This window comes from Bacillus chungangensis (assembly GCF_030812995.1).
In the GTDB taxonomy this organism is placed as follows: Bacteria; Bacillota; Bacilli; order Bacillales; family Bacillaceae_C; genus Bacillus_CF; species Bacillus_CF chungangensis.
Genome location: NZ_JAUSTT010000007.1, coordinates 1 through 23,924, shown reverse-complemented (window position 1 = coordinate 23,924; position 23,924 = coordinate 1). Strand labels below are relative to the sequence as shown.

The 23,924-nt window shown below is 39.0% G+C and carries 21 protein-coding genes and 1 pseudogene; 7 read left to right on the top strand and 15 right to left on the bottom strand.

The window, feature by feature from the left end:
• Positions 1-70: 70 nt before the first annotated feature.
• The 5 genes from J2S08_RS07000 to J2S08_RS06980 all read right to left on the bottom strand — a co-directional run bounded on the left by J2S08_RS07000 (position 71) and on the right by J2S08_RS06980 (position 6,579).
• Entirely contained in the window at positions 71-1,399 is a 1,329-nt protein-coding gene (locus J2S08_RS07000; RefSeq protein WP_307228267.1) for a 6-phospho-beta-glucosidase, read from the bottom strand.
• A 173-nt stretch (positions 1,400-1,572) separates the two neighbouring features.
• Positions 1,573-1,893, bottom strand: a complete 321-nt coding sequence (locus J2S08_RS06995) for a PTS lactose/cellobiose transporter subunit IIA (protein WP_307228005.1) — start codon at positions 1,891-1,893, stop codon at positions 1,573-1,575.
• A gap of 21 nt (positions 1,894-1,914) precedes the next feature.
• Complete coding sequence (gene celB / locus J2S08_RS06990) at positions 1,915-3,219, bottom strand: PTS cellobiose transporter subunit IIC (protein ID WP_307228004.1); 1,305 nt, start codon at positions 3,217-3,219, stop codon at positions 1,915-1,917.
• Positions 3,220-3,329: 110 nt separating this feature from the next.
• Complete coding sequence (locus tag J2S08_RS06985) at positions 3,330-3,635, bottom strand: PTS sugar transporter subunit IIB (protein ID WP_307228002.1); 306 nt, start codon at positions 3,633-3,635, stop codon at positions 3,330-3,332.
• Positions 3,636-3,909: 274 nt separating this feature from the next.
• The gene (locus J2S08_RS06980) at positions 3,910-6,579 is read right to left on the bottom strand and encodes a sigma 54-interacting transcriptional regulator (protein ID WP_307227999.1); all 2,670 of its coding nucleotides are present in this window, start codon (positions 6,577-6,579) and stop codon (positions 3,910-3,912) included.
• Positions 6,580-6,941: 362 nt separating this feature from the next.
• Between J2S08_RS06980 and J2S08_RS06975 the strand changes: the two genes are divergently transcribed.
• From J2S08_RS06975 to J2S08_RS06965, 3 genes are all read left to right on the top strand, one after another.
• Positions 6,942-7,214, top strand: coding sequence for a tetratricopeptide repeat protein (locus J2S08_RS06975; protein WP_307227997.1), 273 nt, complete (start codon positions 6,942-6,944; stop codon positions 7,212-7,214).
• Positions 7,215-7,593: 379 nt separating this feature from the next.
• Positions 7,594-7,698, top strand: coding sequence for a putative holin-like toxin (locus tag J2S08_RS06970; protein ID WP_307227995.1), 105 nt, complete (start codon positions 7,594-7,596; stop codon positions 7,696-7,698).
• 334 nt (positions 7,699-8,032) lie between these two features.
• Positions 8,033-8,323 (top strand): hypothetical protein, encoded by a 291-nt coding sequence (locus tag J2S08_RS06965; RefSeq protein WP_307227993.1) that lies wholly within the window; start codon positions 8,033-8,035, stop codon positions 8,321-8,323.
• Between the two features lie 607 nt (positions 8,324-8,930).
• Here the strand turns inward: J2S08_RS06965 and J2S08_RS06960 are convergent.
• Entirely contained in the window at positions 8,931-9,206 is a 276-nt protein-coding gene (locus J2S08_RS06960) for a zinc ribbon domain-containing protein (protein ID WP_307227991.1), read from the bottom strand.
• A 56-nt stretch (positions 9,207-9,262) separates the two neighbouring features.
• The gene (fmdA, locus tag J2S08_RS06955; RefSeq protein ID WP_307227989.1) at positions 9,263-10,444 is read right to left on the bottom strand and encodes a formamidase; all 1,182 of its coding nucleotides are present in this window, start codon (positions 10,442-10,444) and stop codon (positions 9,263-9,265) included.
• 267 nt (positions 10,445-10,711) lie between these two features.
• Between fmdA and J2S08_RS06950 the strand changes: the two genes are divergently transcribed.
• The 4 genes from J2S08_RS06950 to fdhD all read left to right on the top strand — a co-directional run bounded on the left by J2S08_RS06950 (position 10,712) and on the right by fdhD (position 15,866).
• A complete protein-coding gene (locus J2S08_RS06950; protein ID WP_307227988.1) occupies positions 10,712-11,983 on the top strand; it encodes an L-lactate MFS transporter in 1,272 nt (423 codons plus the stop codon).
• 127 nt (positions 11,984-12,110) lie between these two features.
• A complete protein-coding gene (locus tag J2S08_RS06945; RefSeq protein WP_307227987.1) occupies positions 12,111-12,491 on the top strand; it encodes a Na-translocating system protein MpsC family protein in 381 nt (126 codons plus the stop codon).
• A 208-nt stretch (positions 12,492-12,699) separates the two neighbouring features.
• Positions 12,700-15,051 carry an FdhF/YdeP family oxidoreductase gene (locus J2S08_RS06940; protein ID WP_307227985.1) on the top strand — a complete coding sequence of 784 codons (2,352 nt, stop codon included), beginning with the start codon at positions 12,700-12,702 and terminating at the stop codon, positions 15,049-15,051.
• A 14-nt stretch (positions 15,052-15,065) separates the two neighbouring features.
• Positions 15,066-15,866: a formate dehydrogenase accessory sulfurtransferase FdhD gene (gene fdhD, locus J2S08_RS06935; protein ID WP_307227983.1), complete on the top strand. Its 801-nt coding sequence runs from the start codon at positions 15,066-15,068 to the stop codon at positions 15,864-15,866.
• Between the two features lie 85 nt (positions 15,867-15,951).
• Here fdhD and nagE read toward each other — a convergent pair whose 3' ends face one another.
• The 8 genes and pseudogenes from nagE to J2S08_RS06895 form a co-directional block, all read right to left on the bottom strand.
• Positions 15,952-17,334 carry an N-acetylglucosamine-specific PTS transporter subunit IIBC gene (gene nagE, locus J2S08_RS06930; protein ID WP_307227981.1) on the bottom strand — a complete coding sequence of 461 codons (1,383 nt, stop codon included), beginning with the start codon at positions 17,332-17,334 and terminating at the stop codon, positions 15,952-15,954.
• A gap of 33 nt (positions 17,335-17,367) precedes the next feature.
• On the bottom strand, positions 17,368-18,204 hold the full coding sequence (locus tag J2S08_RS06925) for a PRD domain-containing protein (RefSeq protein WP_307227979.1): 837 nt from the start codon (positions 18,202-18,204) through the stop codon (positions 17,368-17,370).
• Positions 18,205-18,527: 323 nt separating this feature from the next.
• Positions 18,528-18,878: a PTS lactose/cellobiose transporter subunit IIA gene (locus J2S08_RS06920; protein ID WP_307227977.1), complete on the bottom strand. Its 351-nt coding sequence runs from the start codon at positions 18,876-18,878 to the stop codon at positions 18,528-18,530.
• Between the two features lie 36 nt (positions 18,879-18,914).
• The gene (locus J2S08_RS06915) at positions 18,915-20,213 is read right to left on the bottom strand and encodes a PTS sugar transporter subunit IIC (RefSeq protein ID WP_307227975.1); all 1,299 of its coding nucleotides are present in this window, start codon (positions 20,211-20,213) and stop codon (positions 18,915-18,917) included.
• 17 nt (positions 20,214-20,230) lie between these two features.
• Positions 20,231-20,548, bottom strand: a complete 318-nt coding sequence (locus tag J2S08_RS06910) for a PTS sugar transporter subunit IIB (RefSeq protein ID WP_307227973.1) — start codon at positions 20,546-20,548, stop codon at positions 20,231-20,233.
• Positions 20,549-20,606: 58 nt separating this feature from the next.
• The gene (locus tag J2S08_RS06905) at positions 20,607-20,834 is read right to left on the bottom strand and encodes a hypothetical protein (RefSeq protein ID WP_307227972.1); all 228 of its coding nucleotides are present in this window, start codon (positions 20,832-20,834) and stop codon (positions 20,607-20,609) included.
• A gap of 759 nt (positions 20,835-21,593) precedes the next feature.
• Positions 21,594-23,426 carry a PTS sugar transporter subunit IIA domain-containing protein gene (locus J2S08_RS06900; RefSeq protein ID WP_370875647.1) on the bottom strand — a complete coding sequence of 611 codons (1,833 nt, stop codon included), beginning with the start codon at positions 23,424-23,426 and terminating at the stop codon, positions 21,594-21,596.
• A 108-nt stretch (positions 23,427-23,534) separates the two neighbouring features.
• A pseudogene (locus J2S08_RS06895) lies at positions 23,535-23,816 on the bottom strand (sigma 54-interacting transcriptional regulator); the annotation flags it as partial.
• Positions 23,817-23,924: the final 108 nt, after the last annotated feature.

Genomic DNA, 23,924 nt, shown 5'->3' with positions numbered 1-23,924 from the left:
TCCTTCCTTTTTCATAAGTGGCATTCACATTGAAAACTAGAACAGAATTTATAGAGCCGCCAAATCGCCATTAAACAGATGAAGCCTGCTTCTTTAGCTCGAATTGCGGCAAGTATGGACGGTTGATCTCCAATAATTCTTCCAGTAATGCTTTTGCTACTTTACTTGACGGTACAAAAGGATTTGCAACAAGAGCGAGATAAGCCTTTTGTGTGTCGCCTTTAACAGCTGCTTCAATCGTGAGCTGTTCAAACGCCTTCACTTGCTGAATCAAGCCGATGCAAGCAGTTGGCAATTTTCCAATTTGCAATGGCTGTGGTCCTTCACGATTTACCATACACGTTACTTCCACGACAACATCATCGGGCAATTGTGTAATCGTTCCATTATTAGGGACATTCACAGTATGAATAGCATGGTCATTGTTCACAATCGAGGCAATAAGAGAAACAGCTGCTTCCGAATATAAGGAGCCGCCTCGATCAGCCAATTCCAGGGGCTTTATATCAAGTGCCGGATCTCGATAAGTCATGAATAAAGCTTGTTCGATCTTTTTTACTTGTTCAGCGCGTGTTCCCTTTTCTCTGCTTGTCTTCAGTTCTTCTTCCAGCATGTCATCCATCATATAGTAATAGCGATGATAAGGACACGGCAAAGCACGCAATGCCTGTAAAAATGTTTCCTCCCAAGGGGCATCATATATATTTTTCATATTCATGTTTTTGCCAGCGGCAATTCGCTTGATTAATACATCTAATTGATCCTTTCCTTTAACATGTACGGACGTACCATAGACTAAGTGATTTAAACCAGCAAAACGCATATTCACTTCTTCACGTTTTACTTCAAGAATATCAGCTGTCATTTGCTGCATGTTAATCGGTACATTGCAAAGTCCAATCGCTTTCACATTCGTAAATTGATGGACAGCTTCTGTTACCATGCCAGCGGGGTTGGTGAAATTGATGAGCCATGCATCTGGAGCATAGGCTTCCATTTCACGGCAAATCTCTAACATCACTGGAATGGTTCTTAAAGCTTTGGCAAAACCGCCTGGCCCTGTTGTTTCCTGGCCAATGACGCGATATTTTAAAGGAATGCGTTCATCATTTGCTCGTGCGTCTAATCCGCCAACACGAAATTGTGTTAAAACAAAATCAGCATCAGTGATAGCAGCTACACGATCAAAGGTTATCGTCACTTTCGTAGAAAGGCCTTTTTTCTTGAGCATTCTTTTTGCTAATTCTCCAATGATTTTGAGCTTCGTTTTCCCTGCCGCAATATCGACCAGTGCAATTTCATCGACCTTCATTTGCCCAGCTCGGAGAATAAAGCCTTCGATTAACTCAGGTGTATAACTGCTTCCACCTCCGATAACTGCCACTTTCATCTTATCAATCCTTTCTTTTATATGCCCCTGTATGAAATAGAGCAGTGGCACTTTTAAATACGAAGTTTGTCCATAAAAAATTCGTATCCTTCTTTTTTCAAGAAGCTTTCTTAAAGTGAGAGGTAAAAAATTACGTCAACTCACCTCTCACCTTTTGAAAAGACAGTTTATGAAAAAAACATTCATTTGAGAGAATGACACGATATTTCCTCATAAAGTGCAACAAATTCCTTAGCTAAATCCTTGAAAGTAATTGCATTCATCAAGTGGTCCTGTGCATGTATGAGAAGCAAAGAAATGTCGGCCTTCTCCCCGCGGGCTTCTTGCTGGATTAAATCCGTTTGCACCCGGTGTGCAGCCAACAGCTCCTGTTCAGCCTTATCAATCAGTTCATGAGCTTCGTTCGTCTTTGCAGCTTTTGCTGCTTGAATCGCTTCCATTGCATCACTTTTTGCATTCCCACTATGCGTAATGATCTTCATAACGATTAATTCTAGTTCCATTTTTATAATCTCCTTTGTTGTCTAGTCCACTTGTTGTGCTGCAGCAACTTCTCCAGATTGAACTTCTTTTAATTTGCGAATTTCTGTCCGTTCTGCCATTTTAATAAACGGGATATAAATCAAAACAGCTATGAGCAAATTAACAAAAGCAAGCACCCCGCCTTGCCATGAACCAGTTGCAAGTGCACCTCCTATTATTGGTGGCGTTGTCCATGGAATAAATGCAATTGTCCTTGGCACTAACCCAACTGCAATTGCCAAGTAGCTAATAATCGTTAAGACGAGCGGCGACAAAATAAATGGAATAAACAAAACTGGATTTAATACAATCGGAAGACCAAAAAGGACGGGTTCGTTAATATTAAACATTCCGGGTGCAGCTGACATCCCCGATACATAACGATATTGCTTATGACGACGGCCCGCAATAAATACAGCGATAATCAATGCCAATGTTGCTCCAGAACCGCCAAGAAAGACGAATGCATCAAAGAAAGGCTTTGTCACAATATTAGGTATTGCTTTTCCAGCTGCCAGCGCAGCCGCATTTGCATCAATAGCCGGCAAATAAACGGCTTGCATTAATGGCTCTAAAATGTTTGATCCATGCAGCCCAAAGAACCAAAGGAAATGATTTAAGATCGCAATGACAATTGCAGCCCAAAACGTATTGGCCATTTTTGAGATTGGCGCTTGTAAGATATCATATAAAGCCTGATGCAAATCGGGATTTCCAGCAACAATGGCAATCACTTTAATCAAACCAAAAATAGATAACGTTATCATTGCTGGCAACAATGCCGCAAATGATCGAGATACTGCAGGTGGAACACTATCAGGCATTTTAATGACCAACTTATTGTTTCCTAGTAATCTTGTAAAAATCTCCGTTGAGATAATAGCGACAAAAATAGCGACAAAAAGTCCTAAAGAACCAACCCATCCATACGGAATGCCAGCTCCATCTTCAGTAGCTTGCATAATCGTCAGCAGGGAAGCAATTGAAACAATACCTGCTGACAAGCCGTCTTTTTGATATGATTTTGCCAATTGATATGCGATTGAAAAGGCCACTAATATTGAAACGACCGCAAATGTACCTGCCCATAGACTGCCCCCAAATTGTTTCCATGTCTCTCCCCCAAAAATACTATTCATGAAATTTTGATAAGCTGTAATGGGTAAATTGTTGATCAGCGTTGCCATCGAACCAAGAATCATTAACGGCATAATGACGACAAAACCATCACGTATCGCAACTAAATGTCTTTGTGCACCAATTTTTCCTGCTATTGGTACAAAATATTTCTCTAAAAAACCAAACATGTGTCTCCTCCCCTTTTATCAGTTTTTATCCCTTTATCTGAATCAACATGCATGATCAGAAATATGTTGCTTCAAGGCATTCCCCAACAAGTGATAAATCTTCCCGTTTCTTATGCCATTATCTGCAGCGCTTTTGTTAAGACAGCTTCTCCGTTCATCGTCCCATAATCAATACTATCAATTACTTGCACAGGAATATTTTTTCCCGCTAACTGCTTTTCAATTTTCGATTTTAAAAATCGTACTTGAGGGCCTAACAAGACGATATTTGTTTGATCATAATGATGACTCGCTTCTGCTTCCGCAACAGCTAAAATCGTTATATCTAATTGTTTCTCTAGAGCCGCCTTCTCCATCTTTGTAACTAATAAACTTGTTGACATTCCCGCAGAACAGACTAACAATATCGATTTCATGATAAATCCTCCCCGCTCTCTCTCATCCAAATACTTTTTTCTTTGTGTCTATCAATAAGTAGCTGCACTGTCTATTTTCCGCAACATTATTGCAACTTCTCCTAGAAATATATCGGTGCAGCAAAAGAAGTCCTTCTCACCTCCCTATCATTTATAGATGCAAATCCCATGCCAGCTTTTAGCGGCTTAACCCTTACTCTTTCCGTCATTTTTTCATACACAGTACAAAAAAGATGTGTGTAACTCAATACACACATCTTTTTTTGCAAGGATATTATTTTCGTTTATTTTCCAAGCACATTTGTAAAATATAAGCCATTTCATTTTCATCAAACTGAATTTGGTATGCTTCTTCAAGTCCATATAAAATGTCTTTTACGATATTCATTTCATATATATAACGTTTGCGAAATTGTTCAAGGGTAAGAAACACCCTTACTGGCTGCTGCAATTTTCGATTTTCAATTAAAAATGCCAGATGGAGAATCATTCCCATATCTACGCCTTCTTCTAATGTAAGGTTTAATTGCGACTGCAGTTCCAACAAGACTTTTCGCAACCTCTGAATTAACTTTGGAATGGAACCAACTTGCGTCAAATGACCTTCTAGCGACTTTACCATTTTTTGAAATGGTGCTTCCTTATGAACAAGACGGTGAATCTCTACCTGTTTGTTCTCTTGAAAAACATCATATGCTGTGAAAAAGGGGATATCATCATACTGAAAATGAACAGTTCCGGCAATCGCAATAATATCGTACACTTCTATTAACTCATCAATCCGTTCTCTAAATGCATCACGATGAAGAAATTGCAGTGTAATGATTTGAATGTCAGTATCGGCTACTAAAGGTTCAATTTTCTCCTTTATTTTTTGGGCAACACCTTCCCCTGTGAAGCAAGTAATAATAAATGCTTTTCTCAGCGGTTTGGTACGCAGTGCTGTCGATTGATACTGCTGTTCAAAAATTTGCTGACAGCTTTGGTAAATATCTTCTAAACTCCGTCCGAGCGACGCTTTTCTCACCGCTTCTAATACAATTGGAGTGCTAGCCATCGTCATTGTTCTTGTCCGAACTCCTGTTTCTTCAAAAAGCATATGGCCAAATGAAGTCAGTGAACCCATATCAACAAGCAGCAAAACTCCTTTAGCTGTTTGTCTTTCTAACACTGCTTTTTTTACTCGTTCATACATTGTTCTTACTTCCATGCTAAGGGGCATATCAATAGCGAGGCCATGCTGAATTCCTAGGAGCTCCTCCACTGTTTGCAGCATACTAGTCGCTGTCGATTGTCCATGCATCATCACGATAATGTCCACTTTCTGTTTTTGTTGATGCATACTTTCCTCTATTTCTGAGGCTAAAAACATAGCGATAAATCCGATTTCATCAAGCGGAATTTCGACAGTTAATGCTTCTTCAATCATTTGTGCTACTTCAATTGATATTTTAAATTCCTCTGCATATTTTTTGCGAATATCATTTAAATTGGGGTGAAAAATAGTCTTATGATGCTTAATCCTATCAATTGTTCCTTGCAAATGCAGAGAAAAAGCAAATCTCATTTTTTGACTATATAGGCGGTTTAATGCTTTCTCAGCATATGTATATATTTTTTCAGTAAGTTCCCAAATCTCACGATCAATCATCTCTTTGATATTTGCTTGTGATGGAAATTGGTCTACGTACTGATTAAAATATTGCTGGATATCTAAAGTAAGCTTGTGCTGGATATTCTTTTCACTCTCACCATTCTGATGGAGCTGATGAAGCTTTTTCTCTAGCTGTGTATAGAAATCATGTTCATATGTTGATTGAAAGTCCCTCGATATCTCTTTACTATCAAAAAACTTAAAAATATCCTGCTCTGCATCGATAAGCCTATCCATCTTTTCAGGAGAATCTTTTATATGAAGCAGCCCTTTTTGGACGTGAATTGGCAGATCGTGCTGTTCAATAAATAAGTAGGGGAGTGTCTTTGTTTTATAATGTAAAAAAGCTTTCGCACAAGCTAGTTTTAAATCTCTTTGCAGCTGCCCAATATTTGCAGTCGCATGGTAAAAAAGAAGAGCAATCAGCGCCTGCCTTTCAAGATAGATCGTCTCATTCAAACGCCTGGATTCTTGAATAAGAAAATACTCGATTAGTTGATAGCGTTCTTCCAGCTGTCTCTCCTCTAATGTTGGCAGCGTAATCGTCATTGGAATTCTTCTCGTAAAAGTTTCTAGCAAATAATTTTCTGGAGACTCTGTTGTAGCCCCGATAATTTGCACAGACGCACTTTTAAAATGCTCAGTTTCTCCAAGCGGGCGAAATGCGCCTTTATCAATAAATGTAAAAAGCATTTCCTGTCCTTCTGGCGGAAGACGATGAATTTCATCTAAAAATAGTATTCCTTTATCAGCCTTTTCAAGAAGGCCGATTCTATCTTCATCTGCTCCTGTATAAGCGCCTTTTTTTACTCCAAAAATATGGCCAAAAAGAAGCTGGGGATTTTGTGTATAATCAGCACAATTAAATGAAATAAAGGCAGCATCTTCTGAAATAACGTTCGCTTCTAAAGCAAATTGATACATACATTCTGCAAATAATGACTTGCCTGTCCCTGTCCGACCAAGGACAAGCGTATGCAGACCTCTCGGTGGATATAAAATTGCTGCTTTCGCTTGCTGAATCATCACCTTTAAACTGCCCTCTGCACCAATCAGCCTTGTAAAGACGTTCGAATCCACCCCGTCTTTATTGCTTTCTTTGTCTTCATCTGTACAATGATAAAGAACAGGTTTTCCAGTCAGTTTTTTGATTTTATTTTCCTTAAAAAGTTCATTTAAGTATCTACTCACATTCGCTCTGTCTAAACGAAAATAATTCGCAACATCTTTTGCAGACAGCGGTTCATTCTTTTGTCTTAAAAGGGCTAGTATTTGATCTTTCCGTTCCATGTCTACACCACCCATTTTTACTCTTCTAGTGCACGTTCCATAAGCACTTAAATAATTAGAAAAAGGTTGTATTCATAGTGATGCAATACAAAAGGACTAGTAAATCATGGTTAAACATCATTATCTAGTATATCGTGTTTTATATGAGGTGAATACTGGTGAACTAAATAATGGACAAACCTAATAAAGTGAAACTTCCATGAGTGGGGGTTTTCTTTCATCCCCCACTCAACTTCAAGGTTTCAGAATTCTATTATCATATTGGAAAACCTTTAGTAGCATGGGAATATGCGAATAAGGTAAGCGCCATTTTTCATACCAATAGTGGCTATGAAGTACAACAAGCAGGGTGTAAAAATATAATGGGTCTTTCCTGCGTTGAGTTGAAACAATTTGATACAGCAAAAAAATATTTTCTTGCTGCTTTAGAAATGGTAAAAGAAGATGCACAACTTACATTAATCCTCCGATATAATCTAGGCTTTCTGTTTTCAGAACAAAATCAGTCTCAAGAAGCAATTTCACACCTAACGGAAATATATAATAAAAAGTCGCATCTTCACCATAAAGTTTTATTCCTCCTGATTATTGCGAACAAATTGGCGATCAGGAATACAAACATCATCTCAATATAATCCATGCGTTTCATTCTGAAACTGATATTATAGAAAAAAAAGAAAACCCATTTTGCTTTATTGAAAACTAAATAGGTTTATGACAAAAGTTCCCTTAAGTAACCAAAGAGTATTTAATATGTATAAGTTCGCCTAACATGATAACTCACCTCATTCATAAGAAAAAAAGTATTTTGCGGGTGATAACTGCTCAAAACGTAAACAAGACAAAGGTGCGAGAATACCCTGCAACTACTCACTACTAGCAGCAGGGAATTTTCTTGTCTCTCGGGATTTTTCGTCCGAAAATTGAATAAATTTGTGCTATAATAAACTCATACAATAGCATCGGCTCTAGGGCGGTCTGCGGCTTATCCCCCAAAGAAAGGGGGTGAGGCTGATGACGATATATGAAACGCTATCCATCATGTTCCAATTTGGAATTTGGATTGTGGCTTATTCAACATTTATTGTCATGTTGATCACATATATCAAAAAGAAATAGACCGCCCTTCGCTATAGGACAACGGTCTATTTCATCTTAGAAAATATGAGTCGCTCCGCTTTTGGAGACGTCTATTGTGCATACCGTAGGTGTTACTAGCACCTGCGGTATTTTTATTGTATTGATGTCTTACCCTTATTATACACATAAATTCCAAAAAAGAAAACAGAATTTCCTCACTCTTTTAGGCTTTCAATCATAAACGTTCTTTCAACGTTGTGAACGTTGATATATTTATCCCGCAAATGAAACTACATTCATAGTAGTTTTAGTACTCATTAACGTAGGTGTTGAATTTTTAGGTATATTGCTGGCGGTTCAAAGAGGTTCTGAGATGTTCGGGACAATTATATCGGAAAAATTTAAGACAGCGTATAAAAATTTTTTTATGATTGATTATCTTGTTACCGGAGTAGCCATCATACTTATTGTCTTTATTGACAACCTTTTCATCAAGCTCTGTTTATTTGCAATCACATTCACATTAATAGGAATATCCGGTACCATATATGGAAAAATGATTTATCATTATTACGATTACCAGCATTTAGGAAAAGTATCAACGGTCATCAACACAGTTTCCTCTATTGCAATTGTATCTTGTATGTTATTCGGATGTGCCTGAAACATGCACATGGTTTTTATAGTGCTATCAAACTCCATATTGTATATCTAATCATAGAACAATCTTTTGGCTTACGCCAACCGAAAATTCCTCTCCCACTTTCATTGGGCTATGCCCTTCACATTTAGAAGTGGGAGAATTCTTTTCGGAGATCCAGTTAAACGTTATTGAGAACGGAAGCACCGATCCCCATTTTTTGGGGCTTGGTGTTTTTTTATGTAAAAAAATGATTTTCTTTAATAAATGTCAATGACTTACTTAAAAAGGAGGGGAAGATGATATGAGGGAAAAGGCACGTATCATCATCATTGTTACGTTACTATTAACAATAATTTTAATTGCAGCAACATCCATAAAAAAACAATTATTACGCACCTGGGATCAATGAAGATGTACTTTATATAGCCTAAGAGAGACCTCGATAGAATATATCATACTTAGCTATCCCCCAAGACTATCCCTTCGACCCTTGTTTTACCTTAATAGCTTGTCATTTTGATTATAAGTTCTTTCACCAAAAGAACGTAAGAGCCATTTTTAAGTTAGCATTTCTATCCCTGTGTATACCCCTGCAGCTACTCACTGCTAGCCGCAGGGTATAACCATTTTAGTGCCCAATTTGCCATGGCCTATTTGAAGTGTAAGAAGCCGGCTTTATACTTCTGCCTGCCAATTCCGATTTTGAGACGATTTTTGGTTCTATCCCCTTCTCAATACGCTGTCTTAATGCACAAGAACCAGTTAATAGATGAGGAGCAAAATAAATCCGCTTTGCTTTTTCTTGACATGTAGGACAGACTGCAATTTGTTTGTCGCCTGCCATTTGCTTATAAAATAGGGTAAATGGACCACATGCTTGGCAATCAAATGTATAATTTGGCATCGCTCATCTCTCCGTCCCCATTATTTTTTCTATACAGCACGTTTATAGCCCCTCTTTTATAGACGCGGCAAAATATCTTTATCAAAAATTTGAGTAGGAATGGCGATCGTACAGCATGCATTCGGAATATCGACAATGCCTGCAATTCTCCCTTCAACAGGTGCACTGCTTAGCAGCATATATGCTTGTTCCCCCGTATACCCACATGTTTTCAAAAATTCAATTGCATTTAAGCATGCTCTCCGATACGCAATCGTTGCATCTAGATAATGTTGCTTTCCATTCCATTCATCAACGGAAATCCCTTCAAAAACCAAGTAATCTGAGTAAAGTGGATCTATTGGACCAGGTTTAAAAACTGGGTTGTCTTTTATCTGATATTTGTCTATTCCACCTTTTATCACATCAACATGGAGATCAATCCATCCTGACATTTCAATTCCGCCGCAAAACGTAATTTCTCCGTCTCCTTGCGAGAAATGGAGATCACCGACTGAAAGCTTTGCCCCTTCGACAAAAACAGGAAAATAAATACGGGAACCTTTTGATAGATTTTTAATATCACAGTTGCCCCCGTTTTCTCTTGGCGGAACAGTCCGAGCTCCTTCTCTTGCTGCTTTTTCAAATGCTGCTCCCGTCAAAGTTCCTAATACAGCGCTTTCAATTTCAGGAGGATTAGCCAACGCTGGAACACGATTTGAATCTGTTTGAATGAGTGCTTGTTCTCTTTTATTCCATTTTTCCAGCAATTCCATTGACGGAGCAACGCCAATCAATCCCGGATGAATGATGCCAGCAAATTTGACCCCTGGAACATGACGGGAAGTTGTATAAATGCCATGAAAATCCCAAATTGATTTTTGGGCATCAGGGTAATGCTCGGTTAAAAAGCTGCCGCCATTTTCCTTTGCAAAAATACCATTAAATCCCCATTCTTCATTTTGAAACGCCCCAATATCGAGAATATCAACAACGAGTAAATCTCCCGGCTCGACACCATTTACATAAACAGGGCCACTAAGCATATGTACACGGTTTAAATCAACTTTCCGTATATCAGATGGATCGTCATTGTTGCAGATTTGACCATCAGTCCAATCCATACACTCCATTCTAAAACTCGTTCCTGGATTGACAGCAAAGGCAGCTGGAATGTCTGGATGCCAACGATTATGCCCAGGTACTGCCTGCTCTTTCATCGGTTTCGTCAAATCCACTTTAAATAACGTTTCAGGCATTTTTACATCCTCCTTCTCTTTCATAAATAGGCTGATCAGCCTATTTATTATACTATTGTAATGATAAATTGTAAACGAATTATTTTGAATAGTATGATATATTACCTACTATATGGTATATAAGCATAAATATTCCGAATTAATTTAATAGAATGACATCTAAATAATAACATGATAAAATGTCATAGAATGATTCATGCTGCTCACCTTGGACATCTCATCTAGAATAGTAGTCATTCTTAATGCTAAAAAATTGAGGTGATAATCATGAATAAAACGAAAAATCGTTGGTTGATTGCACTGGCAGCTGTTGGGATTCACATTTCCATTGGTTCTGTATATGCATGGAGCAACTTTACAAATCCATTGATTGAAGAATTTGGCTGGAGCTCTAGTCAAGTTCAATTAACCTTTAGCATCGCCATTTTATTTCTAGGGCTTTCGGCTGCTTTTCTGGGCCATTATGTGGAAAAACATGGCCCTCGGAAAGCCGGAATACTAGCAGCTTGTTTTTTTGGGATTGGTGTATTTTCAGCCGGTTTTGCAGTAAGAGCTGAATCTTTATTTTTTCTTTACATAACCTATGGAGTTCTCGGTGGCATTGGGCTTGGCGTTGGTTATATCGCTCCTGTATCGACGCTAGTAAAATGGTTTCCAGATCGAAGAGGCCTTGCAACTGGACTGGCCATAATGGGGTTTGGTTTTGCCGCAGCTATTAGCAGCCCAATCATGGATTATCTTATCAAACAAGTTGGAATCGCCAATACTTTTTTTCTATTAGGCATTGCATATTTTGTTATCATGATGGCTTCATCGCTTTATTTAGAAAGGCCGCCTAAAAATTGGCTGCCAAAAGGCTATCAAGCGAAAATTGATAGTGGACAAAAGAAAGCTGTAACAGATTTAGCACAGCTTACAGCAAATGAGGCCATCAAAACAACACGCTTTTACTATTTATGGCTGATGCTATTTATCAATATCACTTGCGGCATTGCGATTTTATCAGCTGCCAAACCGCTCGCAGAAGAAAGCATTGGCATGAGTACTGTTGAAGCAGCTGCGCTTGTCGGTATACTAGGAATCTTTAATGGCCTTGGCCGGTTGGGATGGGCAACTTTTTCAGACTATTTCGGCAGACCGAATACGTATATGACATTCTTTCTTTTACAAATCGTTCTCTTTGCATTACTGCCGTTCACAACGATTTCTATTTTATTCCAAGTGATGCTCGCAATTATTTTTACATGCTATGGCGGTGGTTTTGCAACAATTCCAGCCTATATTGGCGATTTATTTGGCACGAAGCAGCTAGGTGCTATTCATGGCTATATTTTAACAGCGTGGGCTGCTGCTGGGCTGGCTGGTCCTATGTTTGCTGCTTGGATGAAAGACGTCACTGGAAGTTATGCAAACAGTCTCATTTTCTTTTCAGGAATGTTTGTGATTGCTTTTATCGTATCGATTGCTATTCGCTTTAATATAAGAAAGATTCGGAATAGACAAGTTTTCGATCAAATACCTTTGAAACAAATGAACTAAAGTAGGATCGCTTGCATACTCATCAGCCCCTAACTGCTTTCCAGCAGAATATTCGCACATCACTATTGAGAAAACACCATTAGTAATGATAGAATGCTATATATAGAGACAAAAAGGGTTGTTGGCGATGAAAAAATTTGAAGCAGAATTCAGTAATTTAGTTCGCTCCTTCCGAAAGCGCCATATGGGAAAAGGGCCTAGTTATGTAAAAACTACATTTTGTAATTGCTGGGCTATATGCGAAATGAAAGGAAATCTTTCGCCTGTAGAAAAATTTATCGCTACCGCCGATGAAGGAAAACAAATGCTCCGTGCTGCAAGAACAGAAATGGTAAAAGAAATTTATAAAAACAACCGTCCTGCTGAAATGGAAGCGCTTGTAGGAGCAAATTTTGTCGAATTATTCGTCGATATCGATATTGAAAAAGATTTTGGCATGTCTATTTTTGTTTTCGATGACAACATTGAACAAAATTTGTCTGCCAAAAATAAAGTGAAACTTCCATAAGTGGTGAGTAGTTCACACTGCGGCTCAAATTCATCAATAATAGGTGTTGGCACTTGGTAGCGATCCTGCTAAAGACTAACCACCGTTAAATGCTAATTTTTTCAAATAAGCATTTGCGGTGGTTTTTTATTTAAATTGTTCACTAGCTCACGATTCTTATTTTCATACTGTACGATATTCGTAAATAAAATAGTAAGGGTGATTATAAATGGGAAAAACAAAACATCAAGGACCAATAAAACTGCCGAAAACACCAGATCCATCACTTTGGGTTAGCCCTATTCCATTCGGATTAGGAAAAGTAAAGCCTAAGCATATTCGCGAAACAATGAAAGTTGTCTGGGATAATCGCGATAATTTGCCATATGCTGTCCGGATTTTGACACAGGGAGTCTGTGACGGCTGTGCGTTGGGAGTTGCAGGCTTATACGATCAAACGCTCGCTGGGCCGCATCTTTGCACAACGAGATTGAATGTGCTGCGTTTAAATACGATGCCGGCAATAAAAAAAGAACTATTGCACAGCGACATCAAAGAATTGCAAAAAATGGATAGTGCTGCTTTAAGAAAGCTAGGAAGAATCCCTTATCCTTTATCCCGAAAGCCAGGCGATTCAACCTTTCAAAGAATTTCTTGGGATGAAGCTTTGGATCGAATTGCAGCGAAAATAAAAACGATTGATCCGAAACAACTGGCCTTCTTTCTAACTGCTCGCGGCATTACAAATGAGGTCTACTATACAGCAGCGAAATTTGCACGTTTTATTGGTACGAATAACATTGACAATGCCTCGCGCATCTGTCATTCACCGAGTAAAACGGCACTAAAGCGTTCGCTTGGAATCGGAGCATCCAGCTGCAATTACCAAGATTGGATTGGAACCGATTGTATTGTTTTTTGGGGTTCTGTCGCCGCTAACAATCAACCTGTCTCAACAAAATATATGTATGCAGCAAAAAGAAAAGGAACGAAAATCATTTGCATCAACCCATATCGCGAGCCGGCAATGGATGGCTATTGGGTTCCTTCTGTGCCAGATTCAGCGCTGTTTGGGACAAAAATAACCGATGATTTCTATCAAGTAAATATTGGCGGAGACATCGCCTTCATGAATGGAGTAATGAAGCATTGGTTCGATATGGAAGCAGAAAATCCAGGCTCTGCTTTAGATCATGCGTTTATTGAAAACCATACGAACGGCATCGCACAATTAAAAGAACATATACAACAGCAGGATTGGAAACAGCTTGAAGTTTCTTCTGGCCTTTCTAAAGAGCGAATGCGTGAATTTGCTGTTTTGCTTGCTAATGCTAAAAGTGCTGTGTTTGTCTGGTCTATGGGTCTCACCCAGCATCGCTTTGGTACAGACAATATTTCACAGGTAGCAAACTTAGCCATGCTTCGTGGATTTATTGGCCGAAAATATTGTGGTGTGATGCCAATTCGCGGCCATTCAGGCGTCCAAGGCTCTGGAGAAATGGGAGCAGACCCATTCGTGCTTCCCGGCGGTGACTTCGATGAAGAAAACATCGATAGGGTTGAAAAAATATGGAACTTTGAGATTCCGAGATGGCAAGGCGACATCGTTGGCGTCACCATTGAAAATGCGCTGCTCCCAGAAGAAAATGAAAGAAAATTGAAGGTCTTCTACACATCAGGCGGCAACTTTTTAGAAACAATGCCTGATCCAGATTTCGTGAGAAAAAGCTTAGAAAATGTAGAACTTCGTGTACATCAAGATATTATCCTAAACACTTCAACACTCGTAGATGCGAAAGAAGAGGTGATAGTACTGCCAGCGATGACCCGCTATGAACAACCAGGCGGCGGAACATCGACATCAACGGAAAGAATGGTCTACTTTTCTCCTGAGATTAAAGGGCCGCGAATTGAAGAAGCCCGCTCAGAGTGGGAAATATATGTTGATTTGGCAGCTCGAATCAAGCCAGAAGCAAAAGAGCTGATGTATTTTTCAAATGCTGCAGAAATCCGCGCTGAAATTGCTAAAGCAAACCCAAATTACGATGGCATCCAACATCTGAAAGAAAAAGGGGATGTATTTCAGTGGGGAGGGGCTTGGCTTTGTGAAGATGGCATCTGTCCAACCGCTGATGGTAAAGGAAATCTCTTGCCAATTGAGCTTCCAGAGCTAAGGAAGCCTGAAGGACACTTCTATGTGACAACAAGACGTGGCAAACAGTTTAACTCAATGATTTATGGAGAAAAAGATGCATTTAACAATGCTGATCGCTACGATATTCTTATCAATGAAGCAGATGCGAATGAATTAAATATTAAAGAAGGGGAAGCAATTGTTGCCTATAATAAATTTGGCGTTTACCATGGCAGAGCAAAGTATGCTGATACACGGGAAGGCAACATCCAAGTATACTGGCCGGAAGGAAATGTCTTAATTCCAAAAGGCGTATATGAAAAATACGCTGGGATTCCTGAATATAATACTGGTGTTGTCGTGGAAAAGGCAGAAACCTTCCATGCCCAAAAAGATACAAAATACGTAGAAAAAAGAATTGAAGATTTAGAGATGGAGATTAGTTAGAAATAGGTGAGACGATGGACAATCCAATAAGACGAAGTAAACAGATTCTGAAATTTGATGGAAACTCCTTTAAACAAGCAACAGATGAAATTGCAGTGGAGTTCCCCTTCACCATTTACGTTGACGGCGATGAATTTGCGACAATGGTTTGTACGCCAACTCATCTTAAAGAACTAGTCATCGGCTTTTTAGCTTCAGAAGGTTTTATCCGCCGCCCTGAAGAAATTAATGCTCTTTCCATAGATGAAGCTCGGGGATTTGCATATGTTGAGCTAGTACAAAAACAAACGATTAACAAGGAGTTTTTTTCAAAACGGTTTATCGGTTCTTGTTGTGGGAAGAGCAGACAATTTTATTTTCATAATGATGCTAGAACAGCTAAAACGATTACGAGTCAAACAACCATTAGCATTCAACAATGTTTCAACTTAATGGAGCAAATGCAGCATTTTTCTGCCGATTTTCAACTAACCGGCGGTGTCCATACCGCCGCTCTCTGTTCTACAGAAAAGCTGCTTGTTGGCTATTCTGATATCGGCCGCCACAATGCTCTCGATAAAATCTATGGCAGCTGCCTGCTCAATCATATTGCCCACCGTGATAAAGTCATCGTCTTTAGCGGCCGCATTTCCTCTGAAGTTCTATTAAAAGTAGCCAAAATCGGTGCAGGCATTATTCTTTCTAAATCAGCACCAACGTCGCTTGCCCTTGATCTTGCCCATGACCTTGGCATTACAGCCGTAGGTTTTATTCGCAATAGGAGGTTGAATGTGTATACACATTCGCAAAGAGTCATACAAGCGTACAAAAAGTGAAACGACCATCAATGGGGGTTTCTCATCTCCCCCATTGATGGCTCTTACTTGCCCATTAATGAACATCACTATCCTCTAGTTATATTCAATATTTCTTTAATTCATTTGCAATAAACTCCACATCTGTCCCTATAACCACTTGAATATCTGTCTTGCTTAATTTTACAACTGCCCGTGCACCTAGTCGTTTAAGTTCCGGTTCATCCACACGATCGGCATCCTTTACTTTTAATCGTAATCTCGTTACACAATTATCGATAGAAGTGACATTTTCTTTGCCGCCAAGCGCAGCTAAATAACGAACAGAAAGAGATTGATATTTTGATAGGCCGCTGCCCGCCGCAACCTCATTATCAGCATCCACGTCCATAAGGAACTCATCATCGTCCCCACGGCCCGGCGTTTTTAAATCCAATTTCACAATTAAGAAATAAAAAATGATAAAGTAGACAGCTGCATAGATAAGCCCAATCGGAATAATAAGCAGTGGTTTTGTTGCGATCCCCAGGTTAAGCAAGTAGTCAATTGCTCCGGCTGAAAAACCGAAGCCGCTCTTTATGCCAAACATTGCTGCTAATCCCATTGATAACCCAGTTAATAAGGCATGAATGATATACAACAATGGCGATAGAAACATAAACATAAATTCAATCGGCTCTGTCACACCTGTTAAAAAGGAAGTGAAAGCAAGACCAATCAGCATGCCTGATATAAGCTTGCGATTTTCTTTTTTAGCAGCGAGAATCATCGCAAACGCTGCCGCTGGCAATGCAAACATCATAATCGGGAAAAAACCTGTCATAAACGTTCCAGCAGTTGGATCGCCTTCAAAGAAACGAGCAATATCCCCTGTCTGCCCGTTATATTCACCAAAAACAAACCATACTAACGTATTGATGACATGATGAAGTCCTAGAGGTATCAACAGCCGGTTTAAGAGACCATATACTCCCGCTCCTAGTGCGCCAGCTCCAATAATCCACTCTCCGATTGAATTGATAAATTCTTGGATTGGCGGCCAGACAAATCCGAAAAGAACCCCAACGATCATCATTGTAATCGAGGTAATAATGGGAACAAACCGTTTCCCACCGAAAAATCCAAGCCAATCTGGCAGTTTAATTGTATGAAAGCGATTGTACAGATGACCCGATATAATTCCGGTTATAAACCCTCCTAATACGCCCATATCAATATTTTCATCTATGGCTGCCAATACATATGTGAGAACTAAATAACCGATGGCACCAGATAAAGCAGCAGCCCCGCTGCCATCTTTTGATAACCCAATGGCAATTCCTAACGCAAATAGCAATGCCAAATTTTTAAAGAGAGCATCACCAGCCTGGGCCATTACTGGAATATCTAATAAATCATCTTGCCCTAGCCGCAGCAATAATGCAGCTGCTGGCAATACTGCGATAGGCAGCATCAATGATTTACCAAGTCTTTGAAGATAACCTAACATCATCCATACCTCCATCTTCATTTTAATGTTGCATTAATCTTCATTCGAGCGCTTCTGTAAACGTTCAATATGAAGAGCAATAAACCCCAGTTCTTGAACAGGAAGCTGTATGGCAAAATCACGCTTTAATAAGCGGGCCACCTCCTGGGAACAGCGAAAACTAACAGGAAATTTTTTCTTGATCATGTCTAACATTTCTTTGTCCATTGTATGCAGTTCTATGTGATCAGACCGTGTAATGACAAAGCGCAAGTGAGTGATGAGTCTTTGATAGGCAATGTCATCATCTTCGATTTCAATTTGCAAGTATTCACTTATAGCTCGAACCATGTCGCTAATAATCGTTGTTTGCCGGACTGTTTGCTGCATATTGCCTTCAGGAAGCTTTGCTGTATGCAGATGAAGTGCTATGTAGGCGGCTTCATCAATAGGCATGTGCACGTCAAGTTTTTCTTTCACACGATGAAGCGCCCATGTACCAATGGAAAATTCTTTTTTATAAAGTACTTTGATTTCATGAAGCAGTTTATTTCGCAAATGAATGCCTTCTTTAGCTCGCTCAATTGCAAATGACAAATGATCAGTTAAAGCAATATGAATATGATTGTTTAACTTACAACCCAGCTTCATTTCAGCATAGGAAATAATGTCCTCCGACAAAGTAAAGTGCTCTTCTGGAACTTGGAGAAGCAGCTGCTGAAATTTATCATGTTCTTCCATCACAAACATCTTTTCCACCTTATTAGGATTAATGAGGTCATTTTTCTTTTTATGAAAAGCGATGCCAGAACCAATCGCAATCTTCTCCAATTGCCCACTCATTACAACGACAGCATTGTTATTCAAGATTTTTTTAATCTTCAATTGCATCACCCCTTGCTCTCTCACCTAGATATAAGCAAAGAACTAGGTATTTCTTATTAACTTCATGATTTCTCCAGCTCTATGAAAATCCCTCATTTCTTCTCGTAAGATTCTAGGCCAATACAATAGCCTAACGAGTTTGTAACTTGCACGTGACAAACAAAAAAGGCACGGTGAACGAAACAAAAGCGTAGAAACACTTTTGTAAAGTTTCACCATGCCTGGTCGAATCAGTAACATGTGATCACTATTTTATTTCATTCTATCATAACGTATCTCTACTTTAATTGCAAAATGAAACCAATAATTATCATGATATAAGGAGTTTCCTATTTTTCAGCAGCACAGTGTTTTTCTAATACTGCAATGCGTTGTTCCATTTTTTTTATCAGGCGATAACTTTCTATTTGGCGCTTAATCAAGTTTAATTCCGCCTGTGCTGTCATTAAATGGTCCTGTGCATGGATCATCAAAAAGTTCGGTTCATCCTCTTTATTGTCTCTCTGAATAAGCTTCGTTTGCCATTTGTGTCCTTCTACAAATTCCTTTTCTGCTGCTTCCAAATGTTTTTCAGCTAATTCAAAATCAAATGCTTCGGCGGCGTCAAGTGCTTCGTAGGCTTCTCCACGAGCATTTCCGCCATGTAATATAAGTTGAAATGATGTATCTTCATAACTCATTGCAAATCACCTCATTTTCAATGTGCTTTCTATATTTTATGCTTCAGAAGCAGCAGCTTCCTGCTCCTGTTTGACAAGTGTTTTTTCATAACGTTTAAAGAATGGCAAGTAAATAAGAGCGGCAATAACGACGTTTACAATTTGTATGAAACCAGCGAAAACAGATCCCCCAGTCGCAATGAAACCACCTATAAAAATCGGGACTGTAAATGGAGGCTGAATGACTACTGGCGGTAAGATTCCGGTTGCGAATAAAATATAATTCAATGTCACAATAACTGTTGGAGCTAAAATAAATGGAATAATCAGTATCGGGTTTAATACAATTGGCAATCCAAAAATAACTGGTTCATTAATATTAAAAATAGATGGTATTAAGCTTGTTTTACCAACTTGTTTTATCTGTTTGGAAGCTGAAAATAACATGAAAATGACTAATCCTAATGTAACCCCAGACCCGCCAATATGTGTAAACATATGAAAAAACGGTTCTGTTACGATACCAGTTGCTTGTTTCCCTGCACTAATAGCATCTGCGTTTTGGGCAAGCTGACTCATCCAAAAAGGATAAGCAACAGAAGATACAACATTCATCCCGTGAATCCCCATAGACCATAGGATCATCATCAGCAAACTCATACCAATTGCCGCAAAATAGGAGTTTGATGCTGAGACAAGCGGTTTAAAAATATTTAAGACTGCTTGTGGAATCGTGATCCCAAAGTTAGACCACACAATCCACTCCATTGCCCACACAAGTGGAAGGATCACCATAAATGGAACAAGTGCGCGAAAAGTCCTCATCACATATGGCGGTACTCCTGCCGGCATTTCAAAAGCAAAGCCTTTCTTAATAAAAAAAGCCATCAACTCTGTTGTCATAATCCCTAGCAAAATTGCAACAAATAAACCTTGTCCACCTAAATAATCTAAAATTTCTCCGAATGGCACTTGCGTAATGTCAGTGACTGGGAATGTCGTCATTAAAAACGCTAACATCGAAAGAATGCCAGCCATGACAGAGTCAATATCTCGCCTCTCAGCTAGGCTGTATCCGACACCAAAAGCAACAGTCAAGGCCATGATACCAAACGTTAATTGAAACGGGAACATAATTTGAGCTTGAATGGGAGCAATACCTCTTTCCCACGCATGAATGATTCCCCAATCAATGGTAGTTGGAGGATTAGCAATAATAAGAAAGATCGCTCCTGTTAAAATAACTGGCAAGGCAAAAATGACAAAGGCATCACGAATTGATTGTAAATAAATGTTTTGTGCAAATCTACTTAAAGGCCCCATCAAACGATCTTCAAGAAATTGAACAGCATTCATTTTTTATTCCTCCCCGATTATTTTTCGAGCAATTTCAACACTTGATCAAGCACTTTATCTCCGTCCATTAATGCAAAGGCTCTTTGTTCGACAAGATCAATTGGAACACCATATTCCTCTGCTACTTTTGTCATTTCTTTTTTTAAATGGCGAACTTGCGGCTCCAGGAGAGCAACATGGTAATCTTTTGCTTTTTTCTTAAATTCTCCGGTGCCTCCTGCATCTGCAATGACATTGAGATTTCGTTTGCTTGCTGCTTCCTGTACTTTTTTGGCTAATTGGCTAGAAGTTGCTCCCCAACTGCATAAAATAATTAATTTAATCTGTTCACTCATTTTTTTTTCCTCCAACTTTTATTTTGTGAGAGATGCTTCCTTTTTTAAAGTCTACTTACTAATTCTTTAATTGAGCTGCTATTTCTTTGCTTTGTCGATCAACTTTCTGATAATTGCATAACACCCATTGACTAAACCATGTAGCAAAGAAAAAAACGACAGAAAAAGCAATACCGAAAAGCAGCACCGTTAATCCAGCTGGTTTTTTCTGAATGACACAAAGTAGGCCAAAACCAATCCAAATAACGGAAAAAACGATTACATAAAGTTTAGCAAAACGACTCATTTCAGTAACCTCCCTTCTTTATTAAATGAAAAAGTCTCTCACAAACATCCTTACTAGCAATTACTGTGCCAACATGATGACACCGCATGGCTGCTGCTTTTTTGCAACAAAAAAAAGTGTGCAAAATGAATATCTGCACACATTGCACACTTGATATGTTTATAAAACGCTATTTTTCAGCCAACTCTAATGGAATGATCATATGAAAAAGGACTGATCCAAAGTCTATTTGTTTAACTTTTAGGGCAGACCCTAATGACATGATTATTCCATTTTTATGTTGACAAAATGATAAGAAGAGAACTGCCTGCCCAAAGAAAATATGCAAGTTGAATGACCATATACATTGTAAATTCAAAAAGAGAAAGTTTTCTTTCTTTTCATTCTTCTTAGCTGTATAAAGTGAAACTTCCATGAGTGGGGGTTTTCTCTCATCCCCCACTCATGGTTAGTTGAACCAATCGGACATTTACTGGCAGTTATCCCCCACCTAGACTTCGATTCCTCTTAAATCTTGAGGTGGGGGTCTTACTGCCAGTTAGATGTGGGATAAAATAAAAAAATGAACATAAGACTAGCAGTAATACAGAAGCTTCGTATACGTTTTCTAATATACTAATTGGAATGGCTGCTCATCTCCTTACATTAATTAATAGGGTATATGATAAGAATATCATTAGGCCGTTGAATGAATGCCCTCTTTTACTTTCCATTATTCGTCAATTTCATCAGTCTCTCACAATCATTCTTCTCTAGCAATTACTGTGCCATTCCTAAAGCAATCAGCTCCATTTGAATTGTTTCTGGAATGATAATATGAAAATTCTCTTCAATCGCCTGAAATAAAGGCCGCCATATTCCGCTATCTGTCTCCGTTGTTTTGACAGTTTGAACATCATTATCTCTGTGAAGAGAGATAACACCATTTTCGAGCTCTGATTGAATCATTTGATCGACGACGCTGCCTATATGCATCCACATCCCAAGCTCACGGTTGATATCCCAATGATAGGCCGCTTTTATGGAAGGTAGATGGGTCTTTAAAAGCTGACAAAGCAATTTTGGATTAAGACAATGAACAATTTGACTTAATCCTTGTTCAACAAGAATAGGTATTTCCTCGATTTGTATATCACTGTCCTCTTCTTTCTCGGGTGGACGAGAAAATTCCAATAAATGATGAAGCCGCGTCTTTCCATCTTCCTGCAGCAATTCCCATGCTGGAATAAAAGCAATACCATCTATTTCTACAGGAACGGTTCCGACAACACCGATCAACTCATATTGTTCTTTAAGTTTTAGAAGGATACTTGCGTCACGACTGACAGGATCAATCCGGATTGCTTTAATAACAACATCACAATCTGTTTCAACTAACTGTTTTTCCAGCCAGTCTTGCAGTAATTGCGCCGTCCCTTCCCCAGTAAAACAAACCGTTGCAATTAAGCGCTGCTTTTTTTTATGATAACCTCCACGCTGTCTTTCTGGTGCAAGCGTTAAAAAGGCTTTTTTAGTTGCTTCAAAAACAGACTCTAATTCATTTTCCTTTATCAGTGATTTTCTTCCTGCTTCAATCACCATCGGCAAATTCACATTGGCAAGCGTCATAATTTGAATGCCTAGATCTTTTTTCAGCGTATCCCCTATTGTTACGAGTGAGCCAATATCTACAAGCATCAGAACACCTGAACCTTGATGAATCTGTTCTATCTTTTTAAATAGCCGATGATAAGTAACACTTGTAGGTTCATTTAATGGCATATCAATGGCATGAATCACCTGGTTTCCTAATAAATAATTTGTAACTGATGCCATTGAACTAGCAGTAGAATCACCGTGGGTAGCGACCAAAATAGCAACGCTGCGTCTTTCTCTTTTTCCATCCTCTTGTGGTGCAAAGAAATGCGCAATCAACTCAACTTCTTCTCGCGGCAAGTGCAGATGGATTCTTTCTTGTAAAAAGTCAGCCAGCCTTTGAGCTGCTTCTCGATAAATTGGTTTGGCTACATCATGAAGAGGGAGCCGCTGAGTCCGCTCTCCATCTAATAAATGTTTTCGAAAAGCTTGTAAATGCATGCCAATAATGACCAAGTGCTTCATGTGATAGTCAAAAGGAAATTCATTTTTAAAATAAAATGCGGCCTCTCTAAGGGCTTCTAATATATCATGATCAATAAATCGAGCCCAAGCTGGCTCAGCCTCCGCTCGCTTTTCAGAACTCTCTTTTAATTCATTGATATAATGTTCAACAATGGCTTGCAGCTGATCATTTTTCGGGGATGAATTTTCGCTGGATGCACCTTTAATCTGTGAATAAATATTGGGAAATGGATATGTCTCATTGAAAGGAGAGGTTAAGATTTTTTGTTCATCCGCAATCATTTCTTTTTCAGGCATCAAGCTGCTCGTCACATAAGACGGCAAATCTTGCTTTTTAATCGTCACTTCTGTTCCATTCTGCTGAATATACCGTAAAAATGCACGAGCACAAGAAATTTGAATATCACTTTTTAATTGCCCAATATTTCCCGTACATGCATATTGAAGAAATCCTTCTCGACAATCAGCAGTGATAAATAGAGGCACTCCCATTTTTTTTGCCTCTCTTTCTAAAAAGAAATAAAGCAATCGTTTTCTTTCTTTTTCGGAGCGCTCTCTTAATGCTGGAACAGTAAGCTTTAGTGAAAAACGCCGCAGTAAAGTTGGCAAAAGTGTTTCTTCAAGGGACTCTGTTGTCGCACCGATTAAAATCACTTGTGCTTTCCGATCGACTCCAGCCTCTCCTAATCGTCTATATACTCCTTTATCCATTAAATAAAAAAGCATTTCTTGTCCTACTGGTGGTAATCGATGGATTTCATCGAGAAAAAGAATTCCACCATTCGCTTGTTCTACTAATCCAATCTCATCTTGAGAAGCGCCTGTATATGCACCTTTTTTAATCCCAAAAACATGCCCCATTAATAATTCAGGATTTTGGGCATAGTCCGCACAGGTGAACTACTCACCACTTATCGACCTTGCGGTCTGATTGAAGTGGGAGCTTCTTGGGAACTAGATACTTTTGTTAGCTATCTATATTTACCAAGC